This window comes from Geothrix limicola (assembly GCF_030268085.1).
In the GTDB taxonomy this organism is placed as follows: Bacteria; Acidobacteriota; Holophagae; order Holophagales; family Holophagaceae; genus Geothrix; species Geothrix limicola.
Window position 1 is genome coordinate 179,606 of the sequence record NZ_BSDE01000002.1, and the last position, 13,018, is coordinate 192,623.

Below are 13,018 nucleotides of genomic sequence, written 5' to 3' on the forward strand. Positions count from 1 at the left end.
TGGAGTCATGTCCGCCCCCTCCCGAGGACTCCACGTCTTCTACGCCAACCAGGTCGAGCGTCTCGCGGCCCAGCTGGCGCTGGACCTGGCCTTGTTCCGCGGCGACGAAGGCGCCTGGAAGCCCGCCACCCTCGTCGTGCCCAATCCGAACGTGAAGGATTACCTGCGGGCCGCCTTCGCCGAAGCCTTCGGCGCCGTGGCCAACCTGCAGTTCCGCTACCTCGAGGGGTTCTGGAAGCAGCACGCCACGCGGCGATTGCTGGACCGCGCCACGCTCTTCGGCTCCATCCTGGCCATCCTCCAGGATCCCGAGACCCGCCAGGACAGCAGCCTTCAGCCCCTGGTCCGCTACCTGGAGGGCGCCCCGGAAGATCTCAAGGCCGTCCAGCTCGGCCAGCGCCTGGCCCAGCAGTACGAGCGCCTCCTCCTGCAGCGGCCCGATTGGATCCGCGCCTGGGATCGCGGCCTCGGCGCCCGGGGTGCGGAGCCGCCCGCGGTGGAGGCCTGGCAGCGGGCCCTCTGGCGCCGCCTGCGCCGGGTCTGGAAGGGTCTGGCCGAACCGCCCCTGCCCCTCATGGACTGGATCGACGATCCCGCCTTCGGGACGGCGCCCTTCCCCGAGGCCGTCTTCCTCTTCGGCATGAGCCACATGGCGCCCGTCTACCACCACGCCCTCGCCAAGGTGGGCGCGCGCAGCGCCGTGCATCTCTACCTCGTCAACCCCTGCGAGGAGCCCTGGGATCTGGATCCCCGGCAGCGCCCCGCCCCGAGCACAGATGTCGACACGCCGCCCGAAGGAGAGGATCCCTTCTCGCTCCTGCAGGATCGCGGCGAGGTGATCCTCCAGCGCTGGGCGCGCCCGGCCCGCGAACAACTGAGACTGCTGGCGGGCCTGGCCCAGGGCGACTTCGTGGGCCGCTTCGAGGTTCCCGAAGACCCCACGCGGCTGGCCTTCCTGCAGCGGCGGATCCTGAAGCCCGAAGCCGCGCCTTCCGCGGAATGCCTCGAGGACGACACGTCCCTGCGGGTGCTGCCCTGCCCCTCGCCGCGGCGCGAGGCCGAGACCGTGGCCAACCTGGTCTGGGATCTGGTGGAACAGTCCGAGGGCGACCTCCATTTCGGCGACATCGGCGTGCTCGTACCGGCCTCCCAACAGGAAGCCTACGAAGCGCACCTGGGGGCGGCCTTCCGCGATGCCCACCACATCCCCTGGGCGCGGGCCTTTGGCGCTTCTCGGATGCTGCGCGAACTCGTGGAGGCCTGCGGCCTGCTGCTCGACCTGGCCGGGGGCGAGCTCACGCGGGCCGGACTGCTGCAGGCCGTCAGCCATCCCTTCATCGAGGCGCGCCTGGGCGTCGCTCCGGAAATCTGGGGGCCCCTCTGCGATCAAGCCGGTATCGTGGCCAGGCTGGATGCCTCTGAAACCGAAGGCACCTACCTGGAGGGCGGACGCTGGACCTGGAACGAAGGCCTGACGCGGCTGGCGCTCGGGCGCTTCATGAAGGACGACGCGCCCGTCGAAGCCCTCGGATCCAACGGTCTTCACATGGGCCTTCACATGGGCCGTCCCGTGGGCCGCCCCGAATCGCCCGCCCTGCTGGCCCTGCTCGGTCCGCTGGCGGAGGATCTGCGGGGGCTCGCCCAGGGCCGCTTCACACTGAAGGCGTGGCAGGCGCGGGTGGATCTCTTTCTGCGCACCTACCTGGGCCCCGATCCGGAGGAGGCTTCGGAACCCGAGGCCGAAGCCTTCCAGAAGGTCCGCGCCGCCCTGCAGACCTTCAGTCAGGCCCAGGTGGAAGGCCTCGCGGCCGTGGAGCTGGATTTCCAGGCCGCGCGCCCCCTCCTGAAGTCCGCCATGGAAAGCCTGCTCTCCGACAACGCCCTGCCACCAGGGCGAGGCGTGCAGGTGAGCTGCTACACCCCGCTGCGCGCCATTCCCTTCAAGGCGCTGTTCCTCATGGGCCTCGGCGAAGGCCTCTTCCCCGGCACCGAGCGGCCCGATCCCCTCGACCTCGTGGCTTCCAGCCCACGGCGGGAGGGCGACGTGTCGCGCCCCGAGCAGGAGCGTCAGCTTTTTCTGGAGGCCCTGCTCTGCGCGCGTCAGCACCTGGTCTGCACCTATCCCAGCCGCACAGCCACCACGGGGGATGCCTGCGCGCCCTCGCCGCTGCTGCTGGACCTGCAGGAAGCCCTAGGCCCCGAGCTGTGGCGCCAGGTGGCCGGTCACGAACAGCCCCTGCACCGGCACGACCTGTCTCTGTTTCCGGATCTGGATCCGCAACGCGCGGTGGCGGAGACGCCAGCCGTGCTGTCCCGCCACATCCCCGCGGCCCGCGCCGAGGCCGAGGCCCGCTGGCTGGGCCTCCACCTTCGTCGGCAGATCGGCCAGCGCGACCTGCCCCGGCGCGTCGCGTCCATGGGTGGCGGGCCCGCCCTGCGTGCCGCCCTGGAGCAGCGCCTCGACGGCTGCGGGCCGCTCATGGAAACCGAGCCGCGCCCGCCCAGCCGCCTGCGCATCACGCTCCAGGAGCTGCGCCGATGGCTGGAATGCCCCGTCCAGGGCGGCGTGGCACTGCGCCTCGGCGTGAAGGTCGCCGAGGCGGACGACACCGCCGAGCGGGAGGACTTCCCCGTCGACTCCGAGGGTCTGGCGCAGTGGAACCTGCTCCATGGGACTTTCTGGCGCCACGCAGCGACGCGGGCCGATATCGAATCCATCTACACTCGGCTGCGTGAGGAGGCCGAGGCTCGCGCCAAGGCCCCCATCGGCGCCCTGGGGGAAGGTGAAAGCCAGCGCCACCTGGCCCTCCTGTACCGCTGGGAGGCCCTGGCGGGCGACACGTCCGGCGTCGTCCTGCATCGCTTCGGCTCGGGTCAGCCCCGCGAAACCCGAGGGATCCCGATCCAGGATCAGCCCGCCCTCGTCCTCCACCTCGACCACCCCCAGGGCGCCACGGACGTGCACCTCGAAGGCCTCAGCGAACCCCTGCTCGAAGATACCTTCCTTCTGCTCTCCACCGGTGACAGCACGAAGACGGGCCCCAAGGAGCGGGGGAAGATGGCCGCCCTGCGCGCCTGGCTTTCGCACCTGATCCTCTGCGCGCAGGGTGAGGCCGTACCCCGCGCCGCGCGGCTGCACTGCGCGCCAAAGGACGGCTCCAACAGCGCCTGGAGGCTGCCCCTGCCCGCCCTCGCGCCGGAAGACGCCAGGGCTCAGATTGAAACCTGGTGCCGCGAGATCCTCCACGGCGGCACCCCCGGGCTCCTGCCCATCGAGGCCCTGTTGGGCGCCAAGGAGATCCCCGACCTGCAGGCCTGGATCCAGGACCAGACCGAGGATCCGGACCGCCCCGGCCTCAGCAGCTTCCGCGGCCCCGTGCCCCGCGTGAAGGATCTGCCCGCCGACGATCTTGGACGGGGCCGCCAGCGCCTGGGCGCCTTCCTCGAGCTGCAGTCCGCCTGGGAGGCGATGTGAGCGTGCGCGTAAGCAAGCCCGCCCTCCTGGACGATCTGCGCGCCGCGCACGAGGTCGTCGAGGCTAGCGCGGGCACCGGCAAGACCTTCACCCTGCAGCGCCTGGTCGCCGACCTGATCCTGCGCGGCGAATCCTCCATCGACCGCATCCTCGTCGTCACCTTCACCGACAAGGCCACCCAGGAGCTGCGCACGCGCATCCGCGGCTACCTGCAAGAAGTCCACGATCAGACCCGGGACGACGAGACGGGCCCCTTCTGGATCGTGGACGACGCGGCACGCGAGCGTCTGGCGACGGCCCTGCGCGGCTTCGAACGCGCGCCCGTCTCCACCATCCACGGCTTCTGCCGCCAGGTGCTCCAGGAGGCCGCCCTGGAAGGCCGCACCCTCTTCGACCGCGAGCTGATCGACGAGCGCACCCTCTTCGGCCGCGCCTTCCGCGAGGCCCTGAGCCGGGTCTTCACGCAGGATCCCGACCAGCGGGCCATGCTCGCGGCCTCTCTCGCCGCCGGGCACACCATGGAAGGGCTGGAGGAGGATCTCTGGAGCGTCCATGCGGACGGCGGCGAACTGCTGCCGCACCTGGAGGCCTGGCAGGCCTGGATCGGGGATCTGGATCCGAGCTGGTTCGCCGAAGAAGAAGCCCTCGCCGCCGCCTGGAAGGTCGCGAAGGTCAACGGGAACACCATCGGCGCGGCCCGACGCGGGCTCGAGCGCCTTCGCCAGGCCCTGCAGGAGGCCACCAGCGACCTGCAGCGCGCCAGGGCCTTCGAAACCTCCAACCTCGATTCTCTGTGGAAGGCCATGGACGGGCTGGATGAGGTGGCCGGGAAGTGCGGTCCCCTGTCGGCCTGGCTGGCCCGGGCGGGCTCGTCGCGCCTCAGCCCCGAGGCCCTCCAGGCCCACGTCTTCCTGCGCGAGGTCCGCGCGACGCAGCGGCGCATGGAACAAGCCGAAGGCCTCTTCACCTTCCAGGGCATGATCCACGGCGTGGTGGAGGCCCTCGACGCGCCGGACGGAGAAGCCCTCGCCCAGCGGCTGCGGCAGCGCTACGACATCGCCCTGGTGGACGAATTCCAGGACACGGACCCGCTGCAGTGGAAGGTCTTCCGCCGGATCTTCCTCCGCGAGGACCGCCGCCTCGTGATCATTGGCGATCCCAAGCAGGCCATCTATGGATTTCGCGGCGGGGACCTGCCCACCTACCAGCAGGCCTGCCGCGAGCTGCTCGGCGGCGCCGAGCCGAAACGGCTCGAACAGAATTTCCGCTCCACCCCCCAGGTCATCGCGGCCTACAACCACATCCTCAGCGGGAACGGGCCCGGCAGTTTCTTCGGTGACGCGGCCCTCTACCCCCATCCCGTGGGCTGCGGCCGGCCGGATCTGCAGGCCTTGGACAATGATTGTCCCATCCGCCCCGTGGACGTGCTGGTGCTCGACAGCTCGGAAGGCGGACAGCGGCTCTGGAAGGGCCTGGCCCGGCAGCTGGCGCGGCGCGTCCGCGCGCTCATAGCCTCCGACATCCGCTTCGGAGAACCCGGGCAGGAAAGGATTCTGGGCTACGGCGACGTGCAGATCCTCGTGGGCAAGTCCTCCGAAGGCGAGCTGGTGGCCAAGGCCCTCCGGGCCGAGGGCATCCCCTGTGCCTTCTACAAGCAGAAGGGTTTGTTCCAGACCCGCGAGGCCGAGGAATGGCTGGACGCGCTGCGGGCCGTGGCGGATCCCCGCAATCGTTCCCTGCAGCTGCGCGCCTTCCTCAGCGCCTTCTTCGGCTACGACCTGGAGGATCTGCAGGCCCTGCCTTCGATGAGCGAGGAGCATCCGGCCCTGCAGCGCCTGCTGCGCTGGGGCGCCCTCGCCCAGCAGCAGCGCTTCGGCGACCTGCTCGACCTCATGCTCGAAGAGAGCGGCCTCGCGCGCCGCCTGCTGCTCACCGAAGCGGGCTACCGCGCCCTCGTGAACTTCCGCCACATCGCCGAAACGCTCACCGACCTCAGCATCCGGCGCCGCATGCGCCTGGAAGACCTCATCCGGCAGCTGCAACGCTGGCGCCGCGGCGCGGAAAAACCTTCCGCGGAAGAAGCGGACCTGCAGCGCCTGGAGGGCGACCGGAACGCCGTCCAGGTGCTCACCCTGCACGCGGCCAAGGGCCTGGAGGCCCCCATCGTCGCGCTCTTCGCCTTCGGCCAGGGTCGCGCCACGGGCCCGAAGCGTTTCCATCGGGATGGCGAGCGCTGCCTCAGCCTGGGTGCCACCTCCGCGGCCATCGAGGCGAAGGCCAAGCAGGAGGCGCGCGAAGAGCACGAGCGCCTGCTCTACGTCGGTCTGACCCGCGCCCAGGCCAAGCTGATCCTCTGCGCCTTCACCCAGCGCACCAGCAAGGGCGACCTGAAGGAACTCCGCTGCGCCTACGACGCGCTGAACCGCCGCCTGGTGGAGATGCAGGGCGAACGGGAGGATCTCTTCGCCTGGGAGCCTGTCTCGATGCTGGACGGCGCCGACCCGGGCGAGACCGCGCCCCTGCTGCCCGACGACCTCGTCCTGCCCGCCGTCCCCGCGCAAGCGGCTCTCGATCACGCGGCCCTGGCGCGGTCCGCGCGGCCCTTCGTGACCACGTCCTTCACAGCCCTCCAAAGTCGCCTGGAGGCCGCCGAGGCCCCGCTGCGGGGCGATCAGGACCAGCCCGGTCTGCGGCCTTCGCCCGGCGACCTGCCCAAGGGCACGCCCACGGGCCAGGCCCTGCACGAGCTACTGGAATGGGTCGACACCGCCACCCTGGGCCCGCTCGCCGCCTGGTCCCAGCGCCCCGAGGTGCAGACCAAGCTCCGCGAGGTGCTGGACCTTCACGGCCTGCCGCGCCACCTCGCCCCGCGGGTGGCCGAGGTGGTCCATGCGGGCCTGGCTTCGGAGCTGCCCCTGCCCGATGGGGGTTCGCTGGTCGTGTCCCAGGCGGAGCGCCTGCTGCGCGAGGTGGATTTCTTTTCGCGCTTCCTCGACGCCGAATCCCATCCCGAAGCCAAGGATCTGCTCAAGGGTTCCATCGACGTGCTCTGCGAGCTCAACGGCCGCGTCTACCTGCTGGATTGGAAGAGCAACCTGCTGCCCGATTACGAACCGGAAACGCTGCAGGACACGGTGTCGCGGCACTACCTCCTGCAGGCCCAGGTCTACCTCCTGGCCTGCCTCGCCTTCCTCGACATCCGCGACGAGGCCGCCTACGCGGCCCGCTTCGGCGGCATCCTCTACGTCTTTCTTCGAGGCCTGCCCGGGAAGGGCACCTGGTTCCATCGGCCCACCTGGGCCGAAGTGCAGGGGTGGAAGCGCAACCTGGCGCAGGTCCACGCGAAGGTGATCCAGGTGGAGGTGATCCATGCCTGAACCCCGCTGGATCCCGCCCGTCGGCTGCTTCGGCCCCCGCCCCTGGCAGGAGCGGCTAGAGCAGGCCCGCGAGGTGCTCGGCGATCTCGGCCTCGATCCCGCCCTCGCCGCCCTGGCGCACCGCCTCGCGCGCCTGGCGCCGGAAGCCGAAGAAGCCGCCTTCTGGATCCTGCTCGGCGTGCTCACCTCCGAAGGCGAAGGGCACAGCCGCGTGGACCTGGATCATCCCGCCTGGCCCGAGCCCCTGGCCCGCGCCATGGGGCCCTGGGAGCCGCTGCGCGCGGCCCTCGACGGCCCCGCCATGGCTTCTCTCATCGGGCTTCAGGATCGCCCCTTGATCCGCACAGACGCGGCGCCTGGGCTTGGCTCAGGCGCCGCGTGGGGGAGCACGAGGGGGGACGCAGAGGACGCAAAGCGTCTGGGCGGTCTCCCCTCGTTCACGGCAGGCCGCTGGCTGTCCTCCCAGCGCCTGCGCGCCGCGGAAACCCGCGTCGCACGCGCGGTGAAGGCGCGGCTCTCCGCGACGCGCCTCAGCGAAGCGCCCTGCGAGCGCGTGATCGAGGATCCGGTGCGCCTCAACGCCGAACAGGCCCGCGCCGTCGCGCTGGCCCTGAACGCGCCCCTCAGCCTCATCACCGGGCGGCCGGGCACGGGGAAGACCTCCATCGTCGTCGCCCTGCTGCGGGCAATACAACGCCAGACCCAGCCCATCGCCCTCGATCGCATCCTTCTCGCGGCGCCCACGGGCAAGGCCGCCCAGCGCATGGGCGAGGCCCTCCGCCTGGGCCTGGCTGGCCTCCACGCGCCCGACGCCCTGGACCTGGCGCTGCGCGAGAATGCCCCCGAGCCCATGACCCTCCACCGGGCCCTGGGCTACCACCCGGATCTGGGCGGCTTCCGTCATGGCCCGGACAACCCGCTTCCCGCCGACCTCGTGCTCGTGGACGAGGCTTCGATGATCGGCCTCGAACTCCTCGAAGGCCTGCTGGAGGCCCTCGCCCCTGAGGCGAAGCTCGTGCTGCTGGGCGACGCCCACCAGCTGCCTTCGGTGGATGCCGGCGCGGCCTTCCGCGAGCTGGTGGCGGGCCTGCCCGAAGCCACCGTCACCCTGCGCGAAAGCTACCGCATGGATCCCCGCAACCCGAAAGGGCGCCACATCCTCCTGCAGGCGGAACGCATCCAGGATCCCGCCAGGAATGCGGAGCTGTGGGGCGAGGACGGCCTCCGTCGCGGGGCCCTGAACGAAGCCTCGGGCGGCGTGTGGCTGGTGGAGCCCCAGGCACCGAAGCGCCGATGGATGGCCGCTTTCCTGGAGCACTGGATGCAGGCGCGGATCTGGAACGGCGAGGGCTCCGCGGCCTGGCGCGCCCGCGTCCTGAGCCCCCTCGCGCTCGGCCCCGGGGGCTGGGCCGAGGTGGATCTGGCGCGGGCCCGGGCCCTGCTGGCGCATTTCGACGGCTTCCGCCTGCTCTGCCCTGTGAACGAGGGGGCGGACCTCGTCGGTGTGGATCCGATGAACCAGCACCTGCACGCCCTCGCGCTGGAGGCGGCGGCCGACACGCTGGAGTGGCAGCCGCGCTTCCTCGCGGGCGAACCCGTGGCGGTGCGCGCCAACGATCCGCGCCGCGGGCTCTTCAACGGCGACCAGGGCCTGGTGATGCCCGTCAGGCGCGGCAACGGGACGCCCCACCTGGAGGTGCTGTTCCCCCGCGGCGAGGGCCTCGCGGCCTTCCCCCTGCCCTCCATCCAGGACGGCCTCGATCACGCCTACGCCATGACCGTCCACAAGTCCCAGGGCTCCGAGTTCAAGGCCCTGGCCCTCGTCCTGCCTCCCGCCGAACATCCGGCCCTCACCCGCGAAGTGCTCTACACGGCCCTCACCCGCGCCAAGGAGGAGGTGCTGCTGCTCGGCGCGCCAGATGCGGTGGACGCGGCCTGCGGGCGTAGCGTGGCGCGGCGCTCAGGACTGGGAGAAGCGCTGACCTGATCTTCCGGTCGACTCAGGAAGGAAGGGAACCGCGAATGACGCGAATGGGCGCGAATGAAAAGGGAGGATCCGCTGTGATCCTTTGACCGTTTGCGCCCGGAGCGCGGCTCGTCTCCTTCGGGGTCGAATGCTTGGAATGAGATGGGTCCAGGGCCGGTGCCCCGTACCGCATCCAGCCCCAGCCGAGGGCGCCGGCCAGGAGCAGCCAGCCGACGGGCGAGCGGGCCGCGACGCGCAGATCCTGCCAGGAGGGAACGGACGCGAAGACGAGGTTCGCCAGGAGGAACACGATGCACGCCTCGGCCCAGCCGAAGGCGGGCTGCCGGCCGAGGCGCCAGAGCAGCAGGCCGTAGGCCAGCGGAAGCAGGATCAGGGGCGCCAGGCCCACGAAGAAGGCGTTGTACCAGCGCAGGTTCCGCAGGGCCACCGAGCCCAGCACGAAGCCGCGGCCTTCGCGGCGGGGAAGCACGGTGAAATGGACCGGCTGCCCGTTCAGCAACCGGCCCACCAGCCAGTGGCAGGCCTCGTGACAGACCGTGCCGGGCCAGGCGAGCAGGGCGCACAACCAGAAGGACCGCCGGGCCTGGTTCAGCAGCCAGAGCATGAGCGCCATGGCCGCCAGATAGACGTAGGGCAGGGCCGATCCGCCCGCCCAAGGTCCCCAGATCCGACTCGCCATCGTCGCGTGTTGCATCCGTCATTGGAGCATCCAGCCGGCGGCCTGATCCAGCGATTCGGACACGCAAAAGCCCCACATCCTCTCGGTGCGGGGCTCGGCAAAGGGGTTAGTGGTTGGAGCAGGCCCGGATTCAGGCCGTGACGTTGAGGCGAGTCCCCACGGAAGGATTGGCGGGCGGAGCGGCCTGGGTTTCCCCGGCTTCCTGCGTCCCGCGCTGGGCTTCGGTGCGCTCGACCTGTGCCGATTCCTGGACCTCGGGCTTGGCGGCTGGGGGCTTGATGACGGGGGCCGGAGGCGTACTCACACCTCGGGCTCCTGAAACGGGATTCATGGAGCCTCCACAAGCATGTGGATGGCGGGATCGCCGGCCACCTTCTCAGTATCGGCCTGGGAGCCGGGGGGCATGAGGTTTTTTGTTGCGACAGACAAGCAGGATCGGCCAGGCCTCCCGCCTCCTCTCGCAGGTATCCTGGATGGACCAGATCCAGCAGGAGACGACGATGAGCGATGGTTTTTCCCGCCTGATCCTGGGGGCCTGGCGCATCGGCGCCTGGGGGCTGGACCCGGCCGGCATCGCTCGCCTGGTGGAGGGCTGCCTCGACCTCGGTATCGATACCTTCGACCTGGCGGACATCTACCAGGGCTATGAATGCGAGGCCATGTTCGGGGCGGCGCTGGACGCCTCGCCCGGCCTGCGGGCGCGCATCAAGGTGATCTCCAAGTGCGGCATCGCCCTCGTCAAGCCGAACCGGCCCCTCCACCGGGTGCAGCACTACAACACGAGCCGGGCCCACATCGTGGCCTCGGTCGAGCACTCGCTGGCCGACCTGGGCCTCGAGCGGCTCGACCTGCTGCTGATCCACCGCCCCGACCCCCTGATGGATGCCGACGACGTGGCCGAGGCCTTCGCCCAGCTCCGGCGCGAAGGCAAGGTCGCAGCCTTCGGCGTGTCCAACTTCCTGCCCCACCAGTTCGAGCTGCTCCAGAGCCGCCTCAACCAGCCCCTGGTCACCAACCAGCTGGAAGTTTCGCTGCTGCACACCGCGCCCCTCTTCGACGGCAGCCTGGACCAGGCCCAGCGGCTGCGTTTCCAGCCCCAGGCCTGGTCCCCCCTGGGCGGGGGCCGCCTAAGCCGCGAGCCGGATTCGCCCCTGGGACGCGCGCTGGCGCGTCTGGGCCAGGAGCTGAACGCCACGCCCGAACAGCTGGCCATCGCCTGGCTGCTGCGCCATCCGGCCCACATCCACCCGGTGCTCGGTTCGGGCAAGCTGGATCGCATCCGCCTGCTGGCCGAGGCGCAGAACCTCAGCCTGGACCTCCAGGCCTGGTTCGAACTCCTCGAAGCGGCCGTGGGGCACAAGGTCCCCTGAAACGGCCTAGCGGCGCTCCGCCACCAGCACGAGATCCGAGGAGGTGGCGCTCCAGGCCTCGCCGGTCATGGTGCCCAGGCTTTCGCGCACCGTGAATCCGGCGGCGTCGAGCATCCCTTCCACCTCGGCCCGGCGCCATCCCCGGAGGGGAACCTCCTGGGCCGCGACCACCTCGAGGCAGGGTTCCTTTCCGGGGCGGTAGCGCAGGTTGGCCGGCGTGAAGGTGAGGCGCCCGCCGCCGTGATGGGTCATGAGGCGGAGGAAGACCGTGTCCTCGCCCTCGGCCTCGCCGGGACGCAGCACCACCGGGAAGGTCCGCTCGCCCCGCTCGAGGATGCGGTCGTAGTTGAGCAGCTGGAGGAGGAAGGGCGCGCCCGGAACCAAGCAGGCCGCCAGGCCCGCGAAGAAGGCGCGGACCTCATCCGCCTCCGTCAAGTGCGGCAGGGTGTTGCCCACGCAGTAGGCGCCGCCCTGCCCCGCTTCGACTTTCCCCGATAGCTCGGTGAGCCCGGCCTGGACGTAGCGGCCTTCGGGATCCGCGGCGCGGGCCGCCTCCACCTGCGACTCCGAAAGGTCCACGCCCGTGACATCGAAGCCCAGGGCCTTCAGGAAGCGCGTGTGATCGCCGCTGCCACAGCCCAGGTCGAGCACGCGCTTCGAGGGTGCGGCCCCTAGCACCCGCTGGAACAGGGGCGCCTCCCGCTGCAGCCGCTCGGGCCAGGCGATGAGGCCGCGGTAGGCCAATCGCGCGTAGGAGTCCGGGGCGTCCATGCTCATGGCTGGAGTCTACCCCGGCCCGCCCGCCGCTCGCCTACCTCGGCCACAGCCAGCCGAACACCCCGGCGCTGAGCAGGCCGTAGATGAGGGCGTCGGCGAGATCCTTGATCACGCTGCTCCAGGGCTTGCCCATCCAGATGCCCATGGGGATGCTGCCGAAGCCGTAGGCCACGAAGGAGAAGGCCCCGACGACGCGGAACACCTGCAGGTAGTGGGTGCCCGGCGCCAGGGTGCGGCCGGCCAGGTAGGCGGCCACGAAGGCCACCAGCACCGTGTAGAGGAACCACTTGGCCAGCGCGCCACCCATGGCGGGCGCGCCGTTGGGCAGGACCACGAGGAATCCCACGGGGCCTTCCTTGTACTTCTCCTGCACCTCGGGCTTGCCCATGTCCTTCATGTCGGCGCAGTGCGGCATCACGTACTGGCCGGGCCTCAGGTTGCCCTTGCGGACGGCGGCGCGAACCTCGTCTTCGTTCGGCAGGGGCCGATACTCCGAGGCATGCCACTTCAGCACCATGTGGACGAGGCTGCTGGCCACGAACACGCAGACCGCCGAAAGGAGGATGGGAAGCCAGAGGTGGGCGAGGGAAACCGTGACCATGACGACTCCTGGTGATCAGAACTTAGGTTGAGGGGGGCGCTGGTAGGGTGGCCTGCCCCGTCAGACCGGTCAAGGGGTTCAGGAACGGCGGGGTTTCTTTGGGCCCGGTGCCGAATGGGCCCCCGTGGCCGCGTCGATGGCATCGATCCAGCCCGCGCGGGCGCCGGGGAAGGCGTCCGCGTAGGGCACGTAGGGCTTGAGATCCAGCACCGGCGTGCCATCCAGCAAGTCCACGCCCCGCAGGCGCAGGGTGCGGCCCTCGACGGCCAGCAGCTCCACCGCCGAAAGGCCAATGGCGTTGGGGCGGTGGGGCGAGCGGGTGGCCAGCACGCCCCGCTTGGCCTTTGGCCCCCGGGGAGGCTGCACGAGCGGTGCCCAGCCCTCGCTCAGGTGAAAGGCGAAGATGAGCCAAACGCGCTCGAAGCCCGCCAGATCCCGCAGCACCGTTTCGGGCAGGGAGGCGTCCAGCTCCAGGGTGGCCTCGGCCGGGGCCCCCGTTTCCGTGCCCGCCACCACGGTGGGCTGGTGGGGTGCGTCGATGCGCCGCGCGTAGGGCGTGCGCACGAAGCCGATGGGGCGATAGGTGAAGGCATCCATGCCTGAAGGGTAGCCCCGGGGCGCGCCCGGCGTCATGGTGCCTCGGCACGCCGGAATTTGAGTTCGCCCCCGCCGGCCCGATGTACCCGGCAAGATCCGACGAGGTTTTGGCAGTGGTCCATCAGAGGACAGTGGCGCACGTAACTGGACATGGG

9 protein-coding genes are annotated in these 13,018 nt (G+C 70.6%); 4 read left to right on the forward strand and 5 right to left on the reverse strand.

Annotated features, from left to right (window positions below):
• The first annotated feature begins 7 nt into the window (after nt 1-7).
• Genes QSJ34_RS06455 through QSJ34_RS06465 form a run of 3 tightly spaced genes read left to right on the forward strand, consistent with a single transcriptional unit; the run spans nt 8 to nt 8,839 of the window.
• Nucleotides 8-3,475, forward strand: a complete 3,468-nt coding sequence (locus tag QSJ34_RS06455) for an exodeoxyribonuclease V subunit gamma (RefSeq protein WP_285571950.1) — start codon at nt 8-10, stop codon at nt 3,473-3,475.
• The gene (locus QSJ34_RS06460) at nt 3,472-6,852 is read left to right on the forward strand and encodes a UvrD-helicase domain-containing protein (protein ID WP_285571953.1); all 3,381 of its coding nucleotides are present in this window, start codon (nt 3,472-3,474) and stop codon (nt 6,850-6,852) included. Before QSJ34_RS06455 ends, QSJ34_RS06460 begins: the two co-directional genes overlap by 4 nt.
• Nucleotides 6,845-8,839 carry an ATP-dependent DNA helicase gene (locus QSJ34_RS06465; protein WP_285571956.1) on the forward strand — a complete coding sequence of 665 codons (1,995 nt, stop codon included), beginning with the start codon at nt 6,845-6,847 and terminating at the stop codon, nt 8,837-8,839. Before QSJ34_RS06460 ends, QSJ34_RS06465 begins: the two co-directional genes overlap by 8 nt.
• Nucleotides 8,840-8,852: 13 nt before the next feature.
• On the opposite strand, the gene QSJ34_RS06470 is transcribed toward QSJ34_RS06465, so the two are convergent.
• Nucleotides 8,853-9,533, reverse strand: coding sequence for a hypothetical protein (locus QSJ34_RS06470; RefSeq protein WP_285571959.1), 681 nt, complete (start codon nt 9,531-9,533; stop codon nt 8,853-8,855).
• A 115-nt stretch (nt 9,534-9,648) separates the two neighbouring features.
• Nucleotides 9,649-9,849: a hypothetical protein gene (locus QSJ34_RS06475; protein WP_285571962.1), complete on the reverse strand. Its 201-nt coding sequence runs from the start codon at nt 9,847-9,849 to the stop codon at nt 9,649-9,651.
• Between the two features lie 169 nt (nt 9,850-10,018).
• Between QSJ34_RS06475 and QSJ34_RS06480 the strand changes: the two genes are divergently transcribed.
• Complete coding sequence (locus QSJ34_RS06480) at nt 10,019-10,888, forward strand: aldo/keto reductase (protein WP_285571965.1); 870 nt, start codon at nt 10,019-10,021, stop codon at nt 10,886-10,888.
• A gap of 6 nt (nt 10,889-10,894) precedes the next feature.
• Here QSJ34_RS06480 and QSJ34_RS06485 read toward each other — a convergent pair whose 3' ends face one another.
• The 3 genes from QSJ34_RS06485 to tsaA form a co-directional block, all read right to left on the reverse strand.
• Nucleotides 10,895-11,665: a class I SAM-dependent methyltransferase gene (locus QSJ34_RS06485; RefSeq protein ID WP_285571968.1), complete on the reverse strand. Its 771-nt coding sequence runs from the start codon at nt 11,663-11,665 to the stop codon at nt 10,895-10,897.
• Between the two features lie 34 nt (nt 11,666-11,699).
• Entirely contained in the window at nt 11,700-12,266 is a 567-nt protein-coding gene (locus tag QSJ34_RS06490) for a hypothetical protein (RefSeq protein ID WP_285571971.1), read from the reverse strand.
• A gap of 78 nt (nt 12,267-12,344) precedes the next feature.
• Nucleotides 12,345-12,899, reverse strand: a complete 555-nt coding sequence (tsaA, locus tag QSJ34_RS06495) for a tRNA (N6-threonylcarbamoyladenosine(37)-N6)-methyltransferase TrmO (RefSeq protein WP_285571974.1) — start codon at nt 12,897-12,899, stop codon at nt 12,345-12,347.
• Between the last annotated feature and the right edge of the window lie 119 nt (nt 12,900-13,018).

Bases quoted from the DNA above. Each gene is read 5' to 3' on its own strand.
- QSJ34_RS06465 (WP_285571956.1), top strand. From the start codon at position 6,845: ATGCCTGAACCCCGCTGGATCCCGCCCGTCGGCTGCTTCGGCCCCCGC.
- QSJ34_RS06475 (WP_285571962.1), bottom strand. From the start codon at position 9,849: ATGAATCCCGTTTCAGGAGCCCGAGGTGTGAGTACGCCTCCGGCCCCC.
- QSJ34_RS06455 (WP_285571950.1), top strand. From the start codon at position 8: ATGTCCGCCCCCTCCCGAGGACTCCACGTCTTCTACGCCAACCAGGTC.
- QSJ34_RS06490 (WP_285571971.1), bottom strand. From the start codon at position 12,266: ATGGTCACGGTTTCCCTCGCCCACCTCTGGCTTCCCATCCTCCTTTCG.
- QSJ34_RS06485 (WP_285571968.1), bottom strand. From the start codon at position 11,665: ATGAGCATGGACGCCCCGGACTCCTACGCGCGATTGGCCTACCGCGGC.
- QSJ34_RS06480 (WP_285571965.1), top strand. From the start codon at position 10,019: ATGAGCGATGGTTTTTCCCGCCTGATCCTGGGGGCCTGGCGCATCGGC.
- tsaA (WP_285571974.1), bottom strand. From the start codon at position 12,899: ATGACGCCGGGCGCGCCCCGGGGCTACCCTTCAGGCATGGATGCCTTC.
- QSJ34_RS06470 (WP_285571959.1), bottom strand. From the start codon at position 9,533: ATGCAACACGCGACGATGGCGAGTCGGATCTGGGGACCTTGGGCGGGC.